Origin of the sequence: Pseudomonas sp. Sample_24, assembly GCF_004307605.1 — a bacterium.
Classification (GTDB): domain Bacteria; phylum Pseudomonadota; class Gammaproteobacteria; order Pseudomonadales; family Pseudomonadaceae; genus Aquipseudomonas.
Genome location: NZ_RCNW01000184.1, coordinates 1 through 15,554 on the forward strand (window position 1 = coordinate 1; position 15,554 = coordinate 15,554).

General features: G+C 60.8%; 13 protein-coding genes and 1 other RNA gene. 13 read left to right on the forward strand and 1 reads right to left on the reverse strand.

Annotated elements, in window-relative coordinates; all coding sequences use genetic code 11:
• Positions 1-1,743 (reverse strand): penicillin-binding protein activator (locus D8V06_RS09550; protein WP_130930862.1); only part of this gene is annotated, 1,743 nt, incomplete at its 3' end.
• A gap of 209 nt (positions 1,744-1,952) precedes the next feature.
• Here D8V06_RS09550 and rsmI point away from each other — a divergent pair.
• The 13 genes from rsmI to murC all read left to right on the forward strand — a co-directional run.
• A complete protein-coding gene (gene rsmI, locus D8V06_RS09555; RefSeq protein ID WP_056853205.1) occupies positions 1,953-2,825 on the forward strand; it encodes a 16S rRNA (cytidine(1402)-2'-O)-methyltransferase in 873 nt (290 codons plus the stop codon).
• Positions 2,826-2,901: 76 nt separating this feature from the next.
• Positions 2,902-3,255: RNase P RNA component class A (gene rnpB, locus D8V06_RS09560), an RNA gene on the forward strand.
• Positions 3,256-3,610: 355 nt separating this feature from the next.
• A complete protein-coding gene (mraZ, locus tag D8V06_RS09565) occupies positions 3,611-4,066 on the forward strand; it encodes a division/cell wall cluster transcriptional repressor MraZ (protein ID WP_007917012.1) in 456 nt (151 codons plus the stop codon).
• A gap of 2 nt (positions 4,067-4,068) precedes the next feature.
• Positions 4,069-5,010 carry a 16S rRNA (cytosine(1402)-N(4))-methyltransferase RsmH gene (rsmH, locus tag D8V06_RS09570; RefSeq protein ID WP_130903641.1) on the forward strand — a complete coding sequence of 314 codons (942 nt, stop codon included), beginning with the start codon at positions 4,069-4,071 and terminating at the stop codon, positions 5,008-5,010.
• A complete protein-coding gene (gene ftsL, locus D8V06_RS09575; protein ID WP_056853203.1) occupies positions 5,007-5,300 on the forward strand; it encodes a cell division protein FtsL in 294 nt (97 codons plus the stop codon). The genes rsmH and ftsL overlap by 4 nt, the downstream gene beginning before the upstream one ends.
• On the forward strand, positions 5,300-7,039 hold the full coding sequence (locus D8V06_RS09580) for a penicillin-binding protein 2 (RefSeq protein WP_177336557.1): 1,740 nt from the start codon (positions 5,300-5,302) through the stop codon (positions 7,037-7,039). The genes ftsL and D8V06_RS09580 overlap by 1 nt, the downstream gene beginning before the upstream one ends.
• Complete coding sequence (locus D8V06_RS09585) at positions 7,039-8,502, forward strand: UDP-N-acetylmuramoyl-L-alanyl-D-glutamate--2,6-diaminopimelate ligase (protein WP_130903603.1); 1,464 nt, start codon at positions 7,039-7,041, stop codon at positions 8,500-8,502. Before D8V06_RS09580 ends, D8V06_RS09585 begins: the two co-directional genes overlap by 1 nt.
• Entirely contained in the window at positions 8,495-9,862 is a 1,368-nt protein-coding gene (gene murF / locus D8V06_RS09590; protein ID WP_130930863.1) for a UDP-N-acetylmuramoyl-tripeptide--D-alanyl-D-alanine ligase, read from the forward strand. The genes D8V06_RS09585 and murF overlap by 8 nt, the downstream gene beginning before the upstream one ends.
• Positions 9,862-10,944 (forward strand): phospho-N-acetylmuramoyl-pentapeptide-transferase, encoded by a 1,083-nt coding sequence (gene mraY, locus D8V06_RS09595; RefSeq protein WP_056853199.1) that lies wholly within the window; start codon positions 9,862-9,864, stop codon positions 10,942-10,944. Before murF ends, mraY begins: the two co-directional genes overlap by 1 nt.
• Before the next feature lie 6 nt (positions 10,945-10,950).
• The gene (gene murD, locus D8V06_RS09600; protein ID WP_130930864.1) at positions 10,951-12,297 is read left to right on the forward strand and encodes a UDP-N-acetylmuramoyl-L-alanine--D-glutamate ligase; all 1,347 of its coding nucleotides are present in this window, start codon (positions 10,951-10,953) and stop codon (positions 12,295-12,297) included.
• Between the two features lie 2 nt (positions 12,298-12,299).
• The gene (ftsW, locus tag D8V06_RS09605; RefSeq protein WP_177336556.1) at positions 12,300-13,511 is read left to right on the forward strand and encodes a putative lipid II flippase FtsW; all 1,212 of its coding nucleotides are present in this window, start codon (positions 12,300-12,302) and stop codon (positions 13,509-13,511) included.
• Entirely contained in the window at positions 13,501-14,571 is a 1,071-nt protein-coding gene (murG, locus tag D8V06_RS09610) for an undecaprenyldiphospho-muramoylpentapeptide beta-N-acetylglucosaminyltransferase (RefSeq protein WP_056853196.1), read from the forward strand. The genes ftsW and murG overlap by 11 nt, the downstream gene beginning before the upstream one ends.
• The coding region (gene murC / locus D8V06_RS09615) for a UDP-N-acetylmuramate--L-alanine ligase (RefSeq protein WP_130930866.1) at positions 14,564-15,554 on the forward strand (991 nt) is incomplete at its 3' end. The genes murG and murC, both read left to right, overlap by 8 nt.

A 15,554-nucleotide genomic window follows, 5' to 3' on the forward strand; every position in this document is an offset into this window, starting at 1 on the left:
GACACGCTGGTTCTGGGTCATGCCGAGGCTGCCCGACTGGCCTTCGATGCGGCTATCCGGCAGCGCCTTGAGTTGACCCAGGCGTGGCGCCAGGCGATAGGCGTCGACGCCCATTGCGTACAGGCGGCCCAGGCTACCGGCGGCTTGCGGCCATTGTGCCGTGACTTGTTGGCGCAGCGGATCATTGGCGTCCAGCAACCATGGGGTTTCGCAGAAGCGGATGCCGTTCATGTCGTTGTACTGGTTTGCATCACCGCTGGCACTGAACACGTGCGACGTGGCGTAGACCGGAACGTCGCCGGCGTACTGGAAGTTCAGGGTCGGCTTGATCTGCTGGGCCTGTTGCGGCGTGGCAGCGAGGAAGATGAACTCGATATCCTGGCGACGGGAAGGCTGGGCGGCGACCTGCGAACCTACGGTGCTTTGCAGGCTCTTGGCGCGACCTTCGCTCTGACGCAGCTGGAACATGTCGGCAATCTGCTGGGCCAGTTGCACTGGCTGGTCGACGCGTTCGGTGGCAACGATGCTGCCGCCGTTGGCTTGCCAGTCCTGGCTGAACGCACGCAACACGCGATCGCCCCATTCGCCTTTCGGCACCATGATGGCAGCGCGATGCAGGCCGTCGGCGCGAGCGCGGCGGGAGACTTCGCGGGCTTCGTCTTCAGCGGCAAGCCCGAACTGGAACAGCTGGGGCGGACCTTGTTCGCCTTCGCTGTAGTTCAGTGCCAGGGTGGTGATTGGCAGTTGCGGGCGAGTGCTCAGCTGTTTGACCAGTGGCTTCTCAAGCGGACCGACGACCAGTTGCACGCCGTCTGCCTGGGCCTTGCGATAAAACTCGTCGAGGGAGGACAGTTTCGAGCTGTCATAGAACTCGATGGCTGGCGGCTTCTGCCCGGCTTGTTGGGCCTGATAGTGAGCGGCCATGAAGCCTTCGCGCAGCGCCTTGCCCACCGAGGCCAGTGGGCCGTCTTGTGGCAGCAACAACGCTATTTTGCTCAGGGGCTGGCTGGCCAGTTCCTTGAGTTTGGTCAGTGGCAGTGGCAACTGGGCGGCGGCCGGGTGTTTCGGATTCTGCTCACGCCAGTTGTCGATGGCAGCCTGCTGCTGTTCCAGGGTGCCGGCAGTTTTCACCGCCAGTGCCAGGCCCATCCAGCCGCCGAGGTCATCGGTGGTGTTGGGCTGCAATTGATCGGTCGGCAGCGAGGCGATCAATACCCAGATCGCTTCATGGTTTTTGCTGGCTGCTTCATCTTTGAGCATCGGCGCGATGAAGATCCGCTCCCGTGCGGCAGCCAGGGTCTGGCCGTCGGCTTCAAGAGCGCGGGCGCGAACGGTGCCGGTGCGGACCTGCTGTTCTTCGGGCAATTCGCCCAGGCGTTGCAGGCTCGGATGGCTCAAGGCGGTCAACGCGGCTTTCGGCTGGTTGCGGGTCATCGCCAATTCGGCGGCCAGTGTGCTGGCGAATACCTGCTGGCCGGGCTTGAGTTGCTCGACGGGTACTTGTTGCAGGATTTGTGCGGACTGGGCGGCATTACCCTGGCGGTAGGCCAGGTCAGCTGCGCTCAATCGCAGCAATGCTGCATCCTCCGGCGATTTGCTCTGGGCGGCCTTCTCGAGCAGTTGCTCGATACTGGCATCCGGGGTCCGTGGAAGTTCGCCAAGGCTGGAGGAGGGCGAGCTGGCGCAAGCCGCCAGCAAGGCAGCGAGGCAGAGGGCAGTGAACAGCCGCAGGCAAGCGATCATGTAAGTGTTCCTGATACTCGATCAAATTAGCGTGGAATTGTACCCAAGCACTGGCCGGGGCGCGATGTTAGTGGCGTGAATCGATCAATTTAGCTTGCGCAATTGTTGCTGTGCGGCACAAAACGCGGCAAAAGCGAGCATTGCTCGCGCGTATCGCAAGCGCCGCTACGGGTTACAATGCCCGCTTTATCGATCATGAGGTGTGCGCTTTGACTGCTCCAGGTGCTTTGAATTCCGCTGCTGGCTCGCTTTATGTGGTGGCGACGCCCATCGGCAACCTGGACGACATCAGTGCGCGCGCGCTGAAGATCCTGCGTGATGTTGCCTTGATCGCCGCCGAGGACACTCGTCACTCCCAGCGTTTGATGCAGCACTTCGGCATTCCAACGCCGCTCGCAGCGTGCCATGAGCACAATGAGCGCGATGAAGGCAGTCGCTTTATTACCCGTCTGCTCGCGGGTGACGATGTGGCGCTGATCTCCGATGCCGGTACGCCGCTGATTTCTGATCCTGGTTATCATCTGGTGCGCCAGGCTCGCGCTGCCGGGATCAATGTGGTGCCCGTGCCGGGTGCCTGTGCGTTGGTGGCGGCTTTGTCGGCGGCGGGTCTGCCGTCGGACCGTTTCATCTTCGAAGGTTTTCTGCCGGCCAAAGCCGTTGGGCGACGTGCGCGTCTTGAGCTGGTAAAGGAAGAGCCGCGCACGCTGATTTTCTACGAGGCGCCGCACCGTATTCTGGAATGCCTGCAGGACATGGAGTTGGTGTTCGGGCCAGAACGTCCAGCGCTGCTTGCTCGCGAACTGACGAAAACCTTTGAAACACTGAAGGGTTTGCCACTGGGCGAGTTGCGGCAGTTCGTCGAGTCGGACAGCAATCAACAGCGCGGCGAATGCGTGGTGCTGGTCGCTGGCTGGACAGTGCCCGAGTCTGAAGATGCAGTCAGCAGCGAAGCAATGCGCGTGCTGAATCTGTTACTCGAAGAAATGCCGCTCAAGCGCGCGGCGGCATTGGCGGCGCAAATTACCGGCGAGCGTAAGAATGTTCTCTATCAAGTCGCTCTGGATAAACAGAAGGGCGAGTAAAAACCCGACGCGCAGGCGTGGTTGAAGGCTTTTAGCGCTTGTTCTTCGCACGCTCTGCCGTTAACCTTCGCGGCGGAGAGTCGATCGGACAGTCGCTGCCCTCTATGAAAATTAGGGGGGGGAGGAAAGTCCGGGCTCCATAGGGCGAAGTGCCAGGTAATGCCTGGGAGGCGTGAGCCTACGGAAAGTGCCACAGAAAATAACCGCCTAAGCGCTTCGGCGCCGGTAAGGGTGAAAAGGTGCGGTAAGAGCGCACCGCACGTCTGGCAACAGTTCGTGGCTAGGTAAACCCCACTTGGAGCAAGACCAAATAGGGTCCCAAGGCGTGGCCCGCGCTGGGACCGGGTAGGTTGCTAAAGATGTCCAGTGATGGCCATCGTAGACGAATGACTGTTCAAGACAGAACCCGGCTTACAGATCGACTCTCCACCTTTTTCTCCCCTCTGCTTAAATCATTGAGCAGAGTGTCGGTGATAGCAATTTCCCCTCTTACACAATCATCTGCAGAACCCCGGTTGTAATACCAAAAAAATCTTACTCTTAATAAATTACTTTAACTTCCGGGCGCAGCCTTCCGTGCTGGTTCAAGTTATTGGTCATTTTCATCCGCCAGATTCCCGTTACCCCTCCTTTTATGCTCCTAAATCTCAGTTCTGTAAGGCTTTTCCTTTACTGCGCGCCTTGACGGTGCGGTAGGCGCATTCCTATAGTGTGCGCAAGTGGCGGAAAGTGGCATGAAGTGGGTTTTTTGAACGCAAAACGCTAATATTTGGAGAAACGCTGACGTGTTTCGCGGAGCCAACGCAATCAGTCTCGATGCAAAGGGCCGTCTCGCTATGCCGAGCCGGTACCGTGACGAGCTCGATTCGCGTAGTTCCGGCCAGTTGATCGTCACCATTGATGCCGTTGATCCGTGTTTGTGTGTTTACCCCCTCGATGAGTGGGAAATTATTGAAACCAAACTGCGCGCACTGCCTTCGCTTCGCGAAGAGAACCGCCGCCTGCAACGTTTACTGATTGGTAATGCCGTCGACCTCGAGCTCGATGGCAGTGGTCGTTTTCTGGTTCCGCCGCGTCTTCGTGAATATGCCAAGTTGGATAAACGCGCGATGTTGGTAGGCCAATTGAACAAGTTCCAATTGTGGGACGAGGATGCCTGGAATGCGGTTTCTGCCGCTGACCTGGCTGCTATTCAACAACCGGGCGCGATGCCTGATGAACTGCGTGATTTGATCCTGTGACTATTGATAGCGGCTTTAACCACATCACCGTACTGCTTGACGAAGCCGTCGAGGCTCTCGCCGTACGTCCTGATGGCTGCTATCTGGATGGCACGTTCGGGCGCGGCGGGCACAGCCGATTGATCCTCAGCCGGCTCGGTCCCGATGGTCGTTTGCTCGGATTTGACAAGGATCCTCAAGCGATTGCCACCGGGCAGACGCTAGCGGCCGAAGACGGCCGCTTTGTCGTTGTGCAGCGCAGCTTTGCCGAGCTGGGTTCTGAAGTTGCCGAGCGCGGCATGAAGGGCAAGGTCAGCGGCATTCTGCTTGACCTCGGTGTGTCCTCGCCGCAGCTCGACGACCCTGAACGCGGCTTCAGTTTCCTCAACGATGGCCCACTGGACATGCGCATGGACCCGTCCCGCGGGATCAGTGCTGCGGAGTTCGTCAACACCGCGCCCGTGGAAGAAATTGCCCGGGTATTCAAGGAATACGGCGAAGAGCGTTTTTCCGGACGCATGGCTCGTGCAGTGGCAGAACGCCGCGACATCAAGCCGTTCGAGCGCACTGCCGATCTTGCCGAGGTGTTGAAAGTCGCCAACCCTGCCTGGGAAAAAGGCAAAAACCCTGCTACCCGAGCGTTCCAGGGGCTGCGTATTCACGTCAACAACGAACTGGGCGATCTGGAAGCCGGCCTCGAAGCCGCTCTGGAATGCCTGGAAATCGGTGGTCGTCTGGTTGTGATCAGCTTCCACTCGCTGGAAGACCGCATCGTCAAATTGTTCATGCGCAAGCTGGTGAAAGGCGAAGCCGACAACCTGCCGCGCAACCTGCCGGTTCGCCACGTGGCATTCGAACCGAAAATCAAAGTCCATGGCAAAGCGCAGACGGCCTCCGACGCCGAACTCAAAGCCAACCCACGTTCCCGTAGCGCCGTCATGCGTGTCGCGGAGAAGTTGCGGTGAGCAAGCTTTTCGCCAAGCCACTGCCCGGCGGAAGCTTTTTCATGCTGCTGCTGTTTGTCGGCGTGCTGGTGTCGGCCATCGGCGTGTCTTACAGCGCGCACTGGAGCCGCCAATTGCTGAACTCGCTTTACGGCGAGTTGAGCGTGCGCGACAAGGCGCAGGCGGAATGGGGTCGGTTGATTCTGGAGCAGAGCACCTGGACCGCCCATAGCCGTATCGAAGTGCTCGCCACCGAACAACTGAAAATGCGCATTCCGGGCGCCGCCGAAGTGCAGATGGTGGCGCCATGATGAAACTTGAAGGCGCACTCTTTCCGTGGCGTTTCCGTCTGGTGCTGGGCTTGCTCGGTGTCATGGTGGCAGCAATCGCCTGGCGCATCATCGATCTGCAAGTGGTTGACCGTGACTTCCTGAAAGGTCAGGGCGACGCGCGCAGCGTTCGTCATATTCCGATTCCGGCACACCGTGGCTTGATCACCGACCGTAACGGCGAGCCGTTGGCCGTGAGTACGCCGGTGACCACCCTGTGGGCCAACGCCAAGGAAATGCAGCTGGCCAAGGAGAAGTGGCCAGCACTCGCCGCGGCGCTCGGGCAAGATCCGAAAGCCCTGGCTGAGCGCCTTGAAGCCCAGGCCAATAAAGAATTCATTTACCTGGTGCGCGGGCTGACGCCTGAGCAAGGCCAGTCTGTGCTCGATCTGAAAGTGCCGGGTGTCTACGGTATCGAAGAATTCCGCCGTTTTTATCCGGCCGGTGAAGTGACCGCGCATATGGTCGGCTTCACCGACATCGACGATCACGGTCGCGAAGGTGTCGAGCTGGCCTATGACGAATGGCTGGCCGGGGTGCCGGGCAAACGGCAGGTTATCAAGGACCGGCGCGGCCGGTTGATCAAGGATGTCCAGGTCACCAAAAACGCCAAGGCCGGAAAGCCCTTGGCGTTGTCCATTGACCTGCGCCTGCAATACCTGGCCAACCGCGAGTTGCGTAATGCGATCATCGAGAACGGCGCCAAGGCCGGCAGCCTGGTGATCATGGACGTGAAGACCGGCGAGATTCTCGCGATGGTCAACCAACCGACCTACAACCCGAACAACCGGCGCAACCTGCAACCGGCGATGATGCGTAACCGCGCGATGATCGACGTGTTCGAACCGGGTTCGACGATGAAAGCGATCTCCATGAGCGCTGCCATTGAAACCGGACGCTGGAAACCGAGCGATACCGTCGAGGTGTACCCGGGGACCTTGCAGATCGGTAAATACACCATCAAGGACGTGTCCAAGACCGAAGGTCCGGTGCTCGACCTGACAGGCATCCTGATCAACTCCAGTAACGTGGGCATGAGCAAGATCGCGTTCGATATCGGTGGCGAGACGATTTTCCGTCTCGCACAGAAAGTCGGCCTCGGTCAGGACACCGGCCTGGGTTTCCCGGGCGAGCGCGTCGGCAACCTGCCGAATTACCGTGAATGGCGCAAGGCCGAGACCGCGACGCTGTCCTACGGCTACGGTGTTTCCGTGACCGCGATCCAGCTGGTTCACGCCTTCTCGGCGTTGGCCAACAACGGTCGCCTCGCACCACTGACGCTGATCAAAACCGACAAAGCGCCGCAGACCACTCAAGTGCTGCCCGAAACAGTCGCGAAAACCATGCAAACCATGCTGCAACAAGTGATCGAAGCTCCGCGCGGTGTCTTCCGTGCGCAAGTGCCGGCGTATCACGTGGGCGGCAAGTCGGGTACTGCGCGCAAGACTTCGGTGGGTGCCAAGGGTTACGCCGAAAACTCGTATCGCTCGCTGTTCGCCGGTTTCGGCCCGATGAGCGATCCACGTTACGCCATCGTGGTCGTCATCGACGAACCGACCAAGGCCGGCTACTTCGGTGGTCTGGTATCGGCGCCGGTGTTCAGCCGCGTGATGTCCGGCACCCTGCGCCTGATGAACGTCACCCCGGACAACCTGCCACCTACTCAACAAGCGAACGCTACGCCGGTCGTTCCACTGAAAGCCAATGGAGGGCGCGGCTGATGTCATTAAGTCTGAACAAGATTTTCCCCCACGCCGGCCACGATCTGTTGATCCGTGAATTGGCGCTCGACAGCCGCAATGTACGCGCGGGCGATTTGTTCCTCGCCGTGCCGGGCGGCAAGTTCGATGGTCGTGCGCACATTGCCGATGCTCTGGCACGCGGCGCCGCAGCTGTGGCGTACGAAGTCGAAGGCGCCACCGTGCTGCCGATCACTGAAGTGCCGTTGATTCCGGTCAAAGGCCTGGCAGCGCAACTGTCGGACATTGCCGGGCGCTTTTATGGCGAGCCGAGCCATCATCTGAATCTGGTCGGCGTGACCGGCACCAATGGCAAGACCAGCGTGACCCAACTGATTGCCCAGGCGCTGGATCTGCTGGGCCAGCACTGCGGCATCGTCGGTACCCTGGGTTGCGGTTTCTACGGCGCGCTGGAAAGCGGCCTGCACACCACGCCGAATCCGATTGCTGTGCAAGCGACCCTGGGCGACCTGAAAAAGGCCGGTGCCAAAGCCGTCGCCATGGAAGTCTCGTCCCATGGCCTGGACCAGGGTCGTGTCACTGCGTTGGCTTTTGATGTGGCGGTGATGACCAACCTGTCCCGCGATCACCTGGACTATCACGGCACCATGCAGGCGTATGGCGACGCCAAGGCCAAGCTGTTTGCCTGGAATGATCTCAAGTGTCGGGTGGTCAACCTCGATGACGATTTCGGCCGGCAACTGGCCGCCGAAAAACGTGAGTCGCGGCTGATCACCTACAGCCTGCTCGACAGCAGCGCTTACCTGTATTGCCGTGAAGCGCAGTTCGATGACGAAGGCGTGCGTGCCACGCTGGTCACGCCGCAAGGCGAACACCTTTTGCGCAGCACTTTGCTCGGTCGATTCAACCTGAGCAACGTCTTGGCGGCGGTCGGTGCCTTGCTCGGCCTGGATTACGCGCTGGACGAGATTCTCAAGGTGTTGCCGAAACTCGAAGGCCCGGCCGGGCGCATGCAGCGCCTTGGCGGTGGCAATCAGCCGTTGGTGGTGGTCGATTACGCCCATACCCCGGATGCCCTGGAAAAAGTCCTGACCGCCCTGCGCCCGCACGTCAAAGGCCGTTTGCTGTGCCTGTTCGGCTGTGGCGGCGACCGCGATCGCGGCAAGCGTCCGTTGATGGCTGAAGTGGTCGAACGCCTGGCCGATGGCGTGCTGGTGACCGACGACAATCCGCGTACCGAAGATCCAGCGGTGATTTTCGATGACATCCGCGCCGGTTTCACCGCTGTGGATAAAGTCACCTTCGTTGCTGGCCGTGGCCAGGCGATTGCCCAATTGATCGCCGACGCTTCAGCGGACGACGTGATCGTGCTCGCGGGTAAAGGTCACGAGGACTATCAGGAAATCAACGGAGAGCGCCATGCCTTCTCCGATCTGGTTGAGGCCGATCATGCCTTGACCGCGTGGGAGGTGGCCCATGCTTAAGGCCTTGAAACTGAGCGAGCTGACGAGCGCACTGAATGCTCGCCTGATTTCTGCCGATGCCAGTTTCGATGGCGTCAGTATCGACAGCCGTGCGATCAAGCCTGGCCAATTGTTCATTGCCTTGGCCGGACCACGCTTCGATGGCCATGATTATCTGAATGACGTCGCGGTCAAAGGCGCCGTGGCGGCATTGGTCGAGCGCGAAGTCGCCGACAGCGCGCTGCCGCAACTGCTGGTCAGCGATACCCGCCAGGCCCTCGGCCAGTTGGGTGCCCTGAATCGCCAGGCCTTCACGCAGCAAGTCGCAGCCGTCACCGGCTCCAGCGGCAAGACCACGGTCAAGGAAATGCTCGCGAGCATCCTGCGGACCCGCGGTCCGGTACTGGCAACCCGCGGCAACCTGAACAACGACCTCGGCGTTCCGCTGACCCTGCTCGAGCTGGCGCCGGAACACACCGCTGCCGTGATCGAACTCGGCGCTTCGCGTCTGGGTGAAATCGCCTACACCGTGGGCATGACCAAACCCCACGTAGCCATTCTCAACAACGCCGGGACCGCCCACGTTGGCGAGTTCGGCGGGCCGGAAAAAATCGTCGAAGCCAAGGGCGAGATCATCGAAGGCCTGGCGGCCGATGGCATCGCCGTGCTCAACCTCGACGACAAGGCATTTGGTATCTGGAAGAAGCGCGCCGGCGAACGCAAGGTGCTGACATTCGCCTTGAGCAACACCAGTGCCGATTTCTTTGCCAGTGACCTGACCACCGATGCCCGTGGTTGCCCGGCGTTCAATCTGCACACCCCTGAAGGTGTGGAGCGCGTGCAACTGAACCTGCTCGGCACGCATAACGTTGCCAACGCGATGGCCGCCGCTGCCGCTGCCCATGCCCTGGGTGTGTCGCTGTTCGGCATCGCCACCGGTCTTGGCGCGGTGCAACCGGTCAAGGGCCGTACCGTCGCGCAATTGGCCAGCAATGGCATGCGCGTCATCGATGACACTTACAACGCGAACCCCACCTCGATGTGCGCCGCCGTTGATATACTCGCCGGCTTTTCCGGCCGCACCGTTCTGGTGCTCGGGGATATCGGCGAGTTGGGCGATTGGGCGGAGCAGGGGCACCGCGACGTGGGCGAGTACGCCCGTGGCAAGGTTTCTGCGCTGTACGCCGTCGGGCCAATGATGGTTCACGCCGTCAACGCCTTCGGTCCACAGGCTTTTCACTTCAGCACTCAGGCTGAACTGATCAAGGCCCTGGGCGCCGAGCAAGATACAAACACCACCATTTTGATCAAGGGCTCGCGCAGCGCTGCGATGGAAAACATCGTCGCCGCTTTGTGCGGGACCAGTCTGGAGAAACATTAATGCTGCTGCTGCTAGCGGAGTATCTGCAACAGTTCTACAAAGGCTTCGCGGTCTTTCAGTACCTGACCCTGCGCGGGATTCTCGGTGTACTGACCGCGCTGGTTTTGTCGCTGTGCTATGGCCCGTGGATGATCCGCACTTTGCAGAACCGTCAGATCGGCCAGTCCGTTCGTAACGACGGTCCGCAATCGCACCTGTCCAAGTCGGGCACCCCGACCATGGGCGGCGCGTTGATTCTGTCTTCCATCGGCGTCAGCACCCTGCTGTGGGCTGACCTGACCAACCGCTATGTCTGGGTGGTGTTGCTGGTAACCCTGTTGTTCGGTGCCATCGGCTGGGTCGATGACTACCGCAAAGTGATCGAGAAGAACTCCCGTGGCTTGCCGAGCCGCTGGAAGTATTTCTGGCAATCGGTGTTCGGCCTGGGCGCTGCGATCTTCCTTTATATGACCGCGGCCACTCCGGTAGAAACCACGTTGATCCTGCCGATGCTCAAGGACTACAGCATTCCATTGGGCGCAGGTTTCGTCGTCCTGACCTATTTCGTGATCGTCGGTTCGAGCAACGCGGTCAACCTGACTGATGGCCTCGACGGCCTGGCGATCATGCCGACCGTGATGGTTGGCGGTGGCCTGGGCATTTTCTGCTACCTGTCGGGTAACGTGAAATTTGCCGAATACCTGCTGATTCCTTATGTACCGGGTGCCGGTGAGTTGATCGTGTTCTGCGGCGCGCTGATCGGTGCCGGCCTGGGTTTCCTCTGGTTCAACACTTACCCGGCGCAAGTCTTCATGGGTGACGTCGGCGCACTGGCGCTGGGCGCGGCCCTGGGCACCATTGCAGTGATCGTCCGTCAGGAAATCGTCCTGTTCATCATGGGCGGTGTGTTCGTGATGGAAACCCTGTCAGTGGTCATTCAGGTTGCCTCCTTCAAACTGACCGGTCGCCGCGTGTTCCGCATGGCACCGATTCACCACCACTTTGAACTCAAGGGCTGGCCCGAGCCGCGCGTGATCGTCCGTTTCTGGATCATCACCGTGATTCTCGTGTTGGTCGGCCTTGCCACTCTGAAGCTGAGGTAGAAACTCGTGTCTCTGATCGCTTCTGACCACTTCCGCATCGTTGTCGGCCTCGGCAAGAGCGGCATGTCCCTGGTTCGCTTCCTGGCGAACCGGGGCGTGGCGTTTGCCGTGGCCGATACGCGGGAAAATCCACCGGAACTGGCCACGCTCAAGCGTGACTATCCGCACGTGGAAGTGCGTTGTGGCGAGCTGGACGTCGAATTCCTCTGCCGTGCCGACGAGCTCTACGTGAGCCCCGGCCTGGCCCTGGCGACCCCGGCCCTGCAGGCTGCCGCCGCCCGTGGCGTGAAGTTGTCCGGCGATATCGAGCTGTTCGCGCGTAACGCGAAGGCGCCGATCGTGGCCATCAGCGGTTCCAACGCCAAGAGCACTGTCACCACCTTGGTCGGCGAGATGGCGGCTGCGGCCGGCAAGCGTGTCGCCGTCGGCGGCAACCTCGGAACGCCGGCGCTGGACTTGCTCAGCGACGACATTGAGTTGTACGTGATGGAACTGTCGAGTTTCCAGCTGGAAACCACCGATCAGCTCAACGCCGACGTGGCGACCGTACTCAACATCAGCGAAGACCATATGGATCGCTACAGCGGTCTGCCGGCCTATCACCTGGCCAAGCACCGGATCTTCCGTGGCGCCCGGCAGTTCGTGGTCAACCGTCAGGATGCACTGAGCCGTCCGCTGATGGGCGAGGGTCAGCCGTGCTGGACCTTCGGTTTGAGCAAACCCGATTTCAAGGCGTTCGGTATCCGCGAAGAAGACGGCGAGAAGTACCTGGCCTTCGAATTCCAGAACCTGATGCCGGTGCGCGAGCTGAAAATTCGGGGCGCCCACAACCAGTCCAATGCGTTGGCAGCCCTGGCGCTCGGCCATGCGGTCGGCCTGCCGTTCGATGCCATGCTGTCGGCCCTGCGCACCTTCGCCGGGCTTGAGCATCGTTGCCAGTGGGTGCGCGACCTGGACGGCGTGGGTTACTACAACGATTCCAAAGCCACCAACGTTGGCGCTGCATTGGCGGCCATCGAAGGCCTGGGTGCGGACATCGACGGCAAGATCGTGCTGATCGCCGGTGGCGACGGCAAGGGTGCCGAGTTCAAGGATCTGCGCGATCCGGTGGCGGCCAACTGCCGCGCCGTGATCCTCATGGGCCGCGACTCCGACAAGATCGGCGAAGCGATCGGCGATGCCGTGCCGCTGATTCGGGCGGGCTCACTGGTCGAAGCCGTGGCGCAATGCCGTGCCGCTGCCCAACCGGGCGACGTGGTGCTGCTGTCGCCGGCCTGCGCCAGTTTCGACATGTTCAAGAACTACGAAGACCGTGGTCACCAGTTCGTCCAAGCCGTGGAGGAACTGGCATGAGCCTGATGAACATCATCAAGCCGTACCCTTCGCCATTGATCACCGGGCGCGGCATCGACCTCGACTTCCCGATGCTTGTCGGTTGCCTGGCGTTGATTGGTCTGGGCCTGATCATGATCGCATCGGCGTCCACCGAGGTGGCGGCGGTTCAGTCTGGCAGTGCCCTGTATTACATGATCCGCCACCTTATCTATGTGGTGCTGGGGCTGGGTGCCTGCATCGTCACCATGATGATCCCGATCGCTACATGGCAACGCCTGGGCTGGCTGATGCTGATCGGTGCGTTCGGCTTGCTGGTGATGGTGATCATCCCGGGCATCGGCCGGGAAGTGAACGGTTCGATGCGCTGGATCGGTTTCAGTTTCTTCAACGTCCAGCCTTCCGAGATCGCCAAGGTGTTCGTGGTGATCTACCTCGCCGGTTATCTGGTACGTCGCCAGAAAGAAGTGCGGGAAAGCTGGATGGGCTTCTTCAAGCCGTTCATCGTGCTGCTGCCCATGGCGGGCCTGTTGCTGATGGAGCCGGACTTCGGTGCCACCGTGGTGATGATGGGCGCTGCGGCGGCGATGCTGTTCCTTGGCGGCGTCGGGTTGTTCCGTTTCTCGTTGATGGTGGTGTTGGCCGTCGGGGCCGTGGTGCTGTTGATTCAGATGCAGCCTTATCGCATGGCGCGCCTAACCAACTTCGCCGATCCATGGGCCGACCAGTTCGGTGCCGGTTATCAGCTGTCCCAGGCCTTGATCGCGTTCGGTCGTGGTGAGTGGCTGGGCGTTGGCCTGGGCAACAGCGTGCAGAAACAGTTTTACCTGCCGGAAGCCCACACTGACTTCGTGTTCTCGGTGCTCGCCGAAGAACTGGGGGCTGTCGGTTCCCTGTGCACCGTCGCGCTGTTCGTTTTCGTATGTATTCGCGGCATGTACATCGGCTTGTGGGCCGAGAAGGCCAAGCAGTTCTTCGCCGCGTATGTTGCCTACGGGTTGTCGTTCCTGTGGATCGGCCAGTTCCTGATCAACATCGGCGTGAACGTCGGCCTGCTGCCGACCAAGGGCCTGACATTGCCGTTCCTCAGTTATGGCGGTAGCTCGTTGGTGATCTGCTGTGCCTGTCTCGGATTGCTCCTGCGCATTGAGTGGGAGAGTCGAACCCATTTGGGTAGTGAAGAGATGGAGTTCCATGAGAGCGACTTCGCCGAGGAGCCGACCCATGGGCGCTAACGTATTGATCATGGCGGGCGGCACCGGAGGCCACGTGTTCCCGGCGCTGGCCTGTGCCCGCGAATTCCAGGCTCGCGGCTATACCGTGCACTGGCTCGGTACGCCACGGGGTATTGAAAACGATCTGGTTCCTGCGGCCGGCATCGAATTGCATCGGATCAACGCCAGCGGTTTGCGCGGCAAGGGCAAGTTGTCCCTGCTCAAGGCACCGTTGATGTTGCTCAAGTCGGTCTGGCAGGCGCGGGCGATCATTCGCCGGCTGCGGCCGGCCTGCGTGGTCGGTTTCGGTGGTTATGTGACCGGTCCTGGGGGCATTGCAGCGAAACTGGCGGGTGTGCCGGTGATCGTTCACGAACAGAACGCCGTGGCCGGCACCGCCAATCGGTTGCTGGTGCCGTTCGCCGCCCGGGTGTGTGAAGCGTTCCCCGACACCTTTACCCTGTCGAGCAGCCGACGGACCACCGGTAATCCGGTGCGCACCGAGCTGTTCCTCGAAACATCGCGACCAGCCCTGGCTGGGCGCAAGGCGCGTTTGCTGATCCTCGGCGGAAGCCTGGGCGCAGAGCCGTTGAACAAGTTGCTGCCTGAAGCCCTGGCGCAAGTCGCTGTCGACCTGCGTCCGGACGTGTTCCATCAGGCTGGCAGAAACCACGATGAAGTGACTGCAGAGCGCTATCGCGCGGCTGGCGTCGAGGCGCAAGTGCAGCCTTTCATCAAAGACATGGCCCAAGCCTATGGCTGGGCCGACCTGGTGGTATGTCGCGCAGGCGCGCTGACCATCAGTGAACTGGCTGCCGCCGGTCTGCCCTCGATGCTGGTGCCTTTGCCCCATGCCATCGACGATCACCAGACCCGCAACGCCGATTATTTGGCCCGTGAAGGCGCTGCTTTCCTGATGCCGCAAAGAACGACTGGCGCAGCGGATCTTGCCGCTCGCCTGACAGAGGTCCTGATGCAACCGCAACGACTCGAAGAAATGGCTACTGCGGCACGCCGCCTGGCCAAACCCGATGCTACCCGTAACGTCGTCGATACCTGCCTGGAGGTGGCCCATGGTTGAGAATCAGAAAGCCATGCCGCAACCGGAAATGCGCCGCATCCGCCGTATCCACTTCGTCGGTATCGGCGGTGTGGGCATGTGCGGGATTGCCGAAGTGTTGTTGAACCTGGGCTATGAAGTGTCCGGTTCCGACCTGAAGGCTTCGCCGGTCACCGAGCGCCTGGAAACGTTCGGCGCACAGATTTTCATCGGCCACCGTGCCGAAAACGCTGCCGCTGCCGACGTGCTGGTGGTGTCGAGTGCCGTGAACACGTCCAACCCGGAAGTCGCCACTGCACTGGAACGCCGCATCCCGGTGGTACCGCGTGCAGAAATGCTGGCTGAACTGATGCGCTATCGCCACGGCATCGCCGTCGCCGGTACCCACGGCAAAACCACCACCACCAGCCTGATCGCTTCGGTGTTCGCCGCCGGTGGCCTGGACCCGACGTTCGTCATCGGTGGTCGTCTGAACGCCGCAGGCACCAATGCCCAGCTTGGCACCAGCCGCTACCTGATCGCCGAAGCCGATGAAAGCGATGCGAGCTTCCTGCACCTGCAACCGCTGGTCGCCGTGGTCACCAACATCGACGCCGATCACATGGCGACCTACGACGGTGACTTCAACAAGCTGAAGAAAACTTTCGTCGAGTTCCTGCACAACCTGCCGTTCTACGGTCTGGCCGTGGTGTGTCTGGATGATCCGGTGGTGCGTGAAATCCTGCCGCAAGTGAAGCGTCCGACCGTGACTTACGGTTTCGGCGACGACTGCGACGTGCGCGCGATCAATGTGCGCCAGCAAGGCATGCAAACCTTCTTCACCGTGCTGCGTCCAGATCGCGAGCCGCTCGATGTCTCGGTGAACATGCCGGGCAACCACAACGTATTGAACGCACTGGCGACCATCTGCATCGCCACCGACGAGGGCGTCAGCGATGAAGCCATCGTTCAGGGCCTGTCCGGGTTCCAGGGTGTCGGCCGGCGCTTCCAGGTCTACGGCGAAC

Coding starts and splice junctions, on each gene's coding strand:
- D8V06_RS09580 (WP_177336557.1), top strand. CDS start 5,300: ATGAAACTTGAAGGCGCACTCTTTCCGTGGCGTTTCCGTCTGGTGCTG.
- D8V06_RS09585 (WP_130903603.1), top strand. CDS start 7,039: ATGTCATTAAGTCTGAACAAGATTTTCCCCCACGCCGGCCACGATCTG.
- murF (WP_130930863.1), top strand. CDS start 8,495: ATGCTTAAGGCCTTGAAACTGAGCGAGCTGACGAGCGCACTGAATGCT.
- mraY (WP_056853199.1), top strand. CDS start 9,862: ATGCTGCTGCTGCTAGCGGAGTATCTGCAACAGTTCTACAAAGGCTTC.
- murG (WP_056853196.1), top strand. CDS start 13,501: ATGGGCGCTAACGTATTGATCATGGCGGGCGGCACCGGAGGCCACGTG.